The sequence below is a fragment of the Mycobacterium angelicum genome (assembly GCF_002086155.1).
GTDB classification, from domain to species: Bacteria; Actinomycetota; Actinomycetes; order Mycobacteriales; family Mycobacteriaceae; genus Mycobacterium; species Mycobacterium angelicum.
This window is the reverse complement of record NZ_MVHE01000371.1, coordinates 1-303: the sequence shown is the minus strand read 5'-3', so window position 1 is coordinate 303 and position 303 is coordinate 1. Positions and strand designations below refer to the sequence as shown.

Below are 303 nucleotides of genomic sequence, written 5' to 3'. Positions count from 1 at the left end.
GGTCCCCGGCAACGCCGCTGGCGCCGGCGGCCGCACGCCCACCCTCCGACAAAAGCGTGGCGGCCGCCCGCAGTTCAGGGCATTGACGAACGCGCGCCCGGACGTGGTGATCCCGAGCGACGTAGCGACGAATCGGCCAACTGCCGATGGATCGGGATCGACATGGACGACGTCGGCTTTCAGCCCGCGCCAGCGGGGCGAAAAGGAGCGGGTAACCAACCCGCCGAAGGAAACACCGACCGCGATCAACAGGTCGCACGGTGTGTCGAAGAGGTACTCGTCGGCCCTGCCGTCACCAAATAT

Annotated in this window: 1 pseudogene; it reads right to left on the bottom strand. The window is 67.3% G+C overall.

Annotation, left to right across the window (positions count from 1 at the left end):
• Positions 1-303 (bottom strand): annotated as a pseudogene (locus tag BST12_RS29845) (thiamine pyrophosphate-binding protein); the annotation flags it as partial.